Here is a 4,352-nt window from a genome sequence, read left to right on the forward strand (position 1 = left end):
GGCCAAGGGCGACACCGCCTCGATCAAGGACGAGTTCTGCGACATGCTGTTTGCCGTCGTCAATCTCGGTCGCCACCTCAAGCTCGATTCGGAAGCAGCGCTGAGCGGCACCAACGAGAAATTCCGCTCACGTTTCCATTATGTCGAGCAGGCTTTGGAGAAAGCCGGCAACACGCTGGACAAGGCTGATCTGGCCGAGATGGAAGCGCTCTGGCAGGAAGCAAAGACCGCGAAGTAGTCTCTCTTTTCGGGCAACTCCCGACGGAAACCGCTATACACTTTTCCTGGAACTGCTCCGGATTATCCGTTGTTTTTACGACGCAATCTGTTTTCGATCTCTTCGCGCGCGCTTTGCGTGGCCTTCAGCGAGATGGTGGCGCTGCCGTCGTCATTGTCGCTTCGCGAAACCACATCGCCATTGCGGTAAAGCCAGTCGACAAGGCCGAACTGTGCCGGCTCGATCGTCACGGTGAGGTCTTCGAGTTCGCCCGCCATCCGCGTTTCGATGATCGCCTTCAGCGCATCGATGCCCTCGCCGGTCACCGCCGACACCGCAATCGGCGGCGCCTTGTTGGCATCGGCGCCGTCTGCAAGCAGCCGGGTCCGGTTGCCTTCGTCGAGCCGGTCGATCTTGTTCCACACTTCGATCACCCGCTTGGCATCACCAGCGTCAACGCCAAGATCTGCAAGGATACGCTCGACATCCTCGGCCTGGGCGGCCGTGTCCGGATCGGAAATGTCGCGCAGATGAAGCACGAGGTCGGCCTCGACCACCTCTTCCAGGGTGGCGCGGAAAGCCGCGATCAGATGTGTCGGCAGGTCCGAAATGAAGCCGACCGTGTCGGAGAGGATGATCGGCGTGCCATGTGGCAGGCGCACGCGGCGCAGCGTCGGGTCGAGCGTGGCGAACAGCATGTCCTGTGCCAGCACATCCGCCCCGGTCAGCCGGTTGAACAGCGTCGACTTGCCGGCATTGGTGTAGCCGACGATCGCCACCACCGGGAACGGCACCTTCCTGCGCTTGGCGCGGTGCAGGTCGCGCGTGCGCCGCACCGTTTCCAGCTCCTGCTTCAGCTTGATGATCTTTTCCTGCAACTGCCGCCGGTCGGATTCGATCTGTGTTTCGCCGGGGCCCCCAAGGAATCCGGCGCCGCCGCGCTGACGCTCCAAATGGGTCCAGCTACGCACGAGGCGGCCCTTCTGGTAGTTGAGATGGGCGAGCTCGACCTGCAGCGTGCCTTCCTTGGTGCGTGCACGCTCGCCGAATATCTCGAGGATCAGCCCGGTGCGGTCCAGCACCTTGGCGTTCAGCTCTTTCTCGAGATTGCGTTGCTGCACAGGGGTCAGCGGATGGTCGACGACGACCACTTCCGCATGTCCCTCTTTGACGATTTCCGCGAACTCGGCGACCTTGCCGCTGCCGAGCAGCGTCGCCGGGCGCGGATCGTTGACGGTCACCACCGCGGTGTGAATCAGATCAAGGTTGATGGCGCGGGCAAGGCCAACGGCCTCGTCGTGACGCGCATCAGCCGAACGCATCAGCCGCGGGCGGTTGGTCTCGTCGTCGTTGCGCTGGTGGCGGGTAAGGACGGGCACAATGACCACGGCCCGGGTCGGGCCCTTGGCCTCAGTCCTGGGGTGATGCGCTGGTTTCCCGCGAACGGTGGCGTCCGCGTCTTTCTCACGTGCCAATCAGGCGCCCTGGCTTTCCTCGCCATCGAACATCTGAACCGGCTGGCTCGGCATGATCGTGGAAATGGCGTGCTTGTAGACGAGCTGGGAGTGACCATCGCGGCGCAGCAGGACACAGAAATTGTCGAACGAAGTGACCACGCCGGTCAGCTTCACGCCGTTGATGAGGAAGATGGTGAGCGGGTTCTTGCTCTTGCGAACTGAATTCAGGAACAGGTCCTGAAGGTTTTGCGATCGTTCCGCCATTGTTCTTGTCTTTCGCCGATCCCCTTCGGTTTGCAAGCCAATGCGCCAAATTAACGGGCGCATGTCAAGCTCGCAAACACCGTCTTGTCGTCAGTAACGACAAGCAGAACGAGATATATTGATGTTCATTCCACCTGTGCGGTTATCAGGCTGGACTTTTTTCCGCAATGTCAAAAAAGGCTTGCCGCAACGAAAGTGTTATTGAGCCGGGGTGCCCATTGGCGACCGTGTCGCCATCGATGGTCACCACCGGCATGGCGATCGTCGTTGCGGAACTGATGAACGCCTCGCGTGCCGTCTTGGCCTCGGCGACGGAAAAGCCGCGCTCCTCGATCTTCAGGCCAAGCTTGGCCGCCACTTCGAACATGGTCGTGCGGGTGATGCCGCGCAGGATGCCATGCTCGGCCGGCCTGGTGACCAGAACGCCGTCCCTGGTGACGATCCAGGCGTTGGACGAGCCGCCTTCCTTGACGTTACCTTCGGTGTCGACGAACCAGGCTTCCTGCGCACCGGCTTCCTTTGCCTTCTGCTTGGCCAAGACATTGGGCAGCAGCCCGACAGTCTTGATGTCGACCCTGTCCCAGCGGTTCTCCGGCACGGTGATGACGGCGATGCCTGTCTCGGCTCGCTTTGCACCAGCGGCAGGATCGGCCTTCCTGGCGGTTACCACCAGCGAAGGCTTGGTGTCGGCGGAAGGGAAGACGAAGTCGCGGCTGGCCACGCCGCGCGTCACCTGCACGTAGACCAGGCCATTGGCGACGTGGTTGCGATTGACCACCTCACGCAGAATGAGCGGCAGCACGTGAGAGGTGACCGGCCAGGCGATCGACAATTCGGTCAGCGAACGGTTCAGCCGGGCCAGGTGGCGCGGCATGTCGACGATGAAGCCACGCGCCACTTCGCAGACCTCATAGACACCGTCGGCAAACTGATAGCCGCGATCCTCGATATGCACGGCAGCGTCGGCGTGCGTGACATAGCGCCCGTTGACATAGGCAATGCGCGGCATTGGCGACCCCTCAGAAATTCTCGGGCTTTCTTATGCGATTCCACCGCGGGCGTAACCGGCAAATGGTTGGACCACGCGCGGCTGGTCGGACGTCGCGCTTAGACGCCCAGGGACTTCAGCTTGCGATGCAGAGCGGAGCGCTCCATGCCGATGAACTCGGCGGTTTTCGAGATGTTGCCGCCGAACCGGTTGATCTGGGCGATCAGGTAATCCTTCTCGAACTGCTCACGCGCTTCGCGGAGCGGCAGCGCCATGATGTGTTGGTCGGATTGATTCGGGGTGCGCGGCATGACATCGCCGATCTCGGCCGGCAACAGATCAGCGGTGATCGGCGCATCGACGTCGTCGCCGCGCGCCAGGATCATCAGGCGCTCGACATTATTGCGCAGCTGGCGAACGTTGCCCGGCCAGTTGTGCGCCTGCAGCACGGCCAGCGCGTCGTCGCCGATGCGGCGCGGCTTGATGCCGGCCTGGCGGGCGATCTGCTTCATGAAATTGTCGACGAGGTAGGGAATATCCTCGCGCCGCTCGGCCAATCCCGGCACGATGACCGGAACCACCGCGAGGCGATGGTAAAGATCCTCGCGGAAACGCCCGTCGGCGATCATCGCTTCGAGGTTCTGCGACGTGGAAGAGATGATGCGGACATCGACCTTGACCCGCTTGGTTCCCCCTACCCGCTCGAACTGCTGCTCGACCAGCACGCGCAGGATCTTGTTCTGCGTCTCGCGCGGCATGTCGGCCACCTCGTCGATGTAGAGGATGCCGCGATGGGCCTCCTCGAGCGCGCCGACCTTGCGCTCGACGCCATTCGATTCGGTGCCGAACAGTTCGATCTCCATACGCTCGGGCGTGATGTTGGCGGCGCTCAGCGTCACGAAAGGCGCGCCCTTGCGCGCCGACAGCGTGTGGATGGCGCGCGCGGCCAGTTCCTTGCCCGAGCCAGACGGGCCGATGATCATCACGCGGCTGTTGGTCGGCGCGACGCGTTCGATGGTCTGACGCAACTGGCTCATCGCCGACGACATGCCGATCAGATCGAAGGTTTCACCGCTGCGCAGCTTGAGGTCGGAAACCTCGCGCCGCAATTTCGAGGTCTCGAGCGCACGTTCGGCAATAAGGATCAGCCTGTCGGCCTTGAACGGTTTTTCGATGAAGTCATAGGCGCCGCGACGGATGGCGGAGACCGCCGTTTCGATGTTGCCGTGGCCGGAAATCATCACCACCGGCAAGGTCGGATGCATCGTCTTGATCTCGTCGAGCAGCGCCAGCCCGTCGAGACGCGAGCCCTGCAGCCAGATGTCGAGGAAAATCAGCCGCGGCGCGCGATCAGCTATAGCAGCGAGCGCGCTGTCGGCATCGAATGCCGTGCGGGTTTCGTGACCTTCGTCGCTCAGTATGCCCG

The 4,352-nt window shown here is 62.3% G+C and carries 4 protein-coding genes and 1 pseudogene; 1 reads left to right on the forward strand and 4 read right to left on the reverse strand.

Features of this window, described 5'->3' with window-relative positions; translation table 11 throughout:
- A pseudogene (locus EN994_RS19800) lies at positions 1 to 238 on the forward strand (nucleoside triphosphate pyrophosphohydrolase); the annotation flags it as partial.
- A gap of 62 nt (positions 239 to 300) precedes the next feature.
- On the opposite strand, the gene hflX reads toward EN994_RS19800, so the two are convergent.
- From hflX to EN994_RS19820, 4 genes are all read right to left on the reverse strand, one after another.
- Positions 301 to 1,692 carry a GTPase HflX gene (gene hflX / locus EN994_RS19805; protein ID WP_063168044.1) on the reverse strand — a complete coding sequence of 464 codons (1,392 nt, stop codon included), beginning with the start codon at positions 1,690 to 1,692 and terminating at the stop codon, positions 301 to 303.
- A complete protein-coding gene (hfq, locus tag EN994_RS19810) occupies positions 1,693 to 1,938 on the reverse strand; it encodes an RNA chaperone Hfq (RefSeq protein ID WP_006202172.1) in 246 nt (81 codons plus the stop codon).
- Positions 1,939 to 2,083: 145 nt separating this feature from the next.
- Positions 2,084 to 2,947, reverse strand: a complete 864-nt coding sequence (locus tag EN994_RS19815; RefSeq protein ID WP_027163475.1) for a D-amino-acid transaminase — start codon at positions 2,945 to 2,947, stop codon at positions 2,084 to 2,086.
- Between the two features lie 98 nt (positions 2,948 to 3,045).
- On the reverse strand, positions 3,046 to 4,352 hold a 1,307-nt coding region (locus EN994_RS19820; protein WP_164746024.1), incomplete at its 5' end, for a sigma-54 dependent transcriptional regulator.

Source organism: Mesorhizobium sp. M7A.F.Ca.CA.002.09.1.1 (genome assembly GCF_003998555.1).
Taxonomy (GTDB): Bacteria; Pseudomonadota; Alphaproteobacteria; order Rhizobiales; family Rhizobiaceae; genus Mesorhizobium; species Mesorhizobium ciceri.